This is a genomic window from Lysinibacillus sp. EB271-A1-10B (assembly GCF_058791335.1).
This window is the reverse complement of the sequence record NZ_JBYTDL010000021.1, coordinates 49298-49625: the sequence shown is the minus strand read 5'-3', so window position 1 is coordinate 49625 and position 328 is coordinate 49298. Positions and strand designations below refer to the sequence as shown.

General features: G+C 51.8%; 1 protein-coding gene. It reads left to right on the top strand.

The features are described from left to right. Positions 1 to 328, top strand: a 328-nt coding sequence (locus AC3WSK_RS20730) for a hypothetical protein (protein WP_492535127.1), incomplete at both ends; no start/stop codon positions are given.

Here is a 328-nt window from a genome sequence, read left to right as displayed (position 1 = left end):
CAGTAGAACCAGTAGAACCAGTAGAACCAGTAGAACCAGTAGAACCAGTAGAACCAGTAGAACCAGTAGAACCAGTAGAACCAGTAGAACCAGTAAAACCAGTAGTACCAGTAGAACCAGTAGAGCCAGTAGAGCCAGTAGAGCCAGTAGAGCCAGTAATCCCGGTAGCGCCAGTAGAACCAGTCACACCAGTAGGTCCAGTGACCCCAGTAGAACCGGTAGCCCCAGTAGCCCCAGTAATGCCACGTTCACCAGTAGAGCCAGTAGAGCCAGTAGAGCCAGTAGAGCCAGTAGAGCCAGTAGAGCCAGTAGAGCCAGTAGAGCCAGT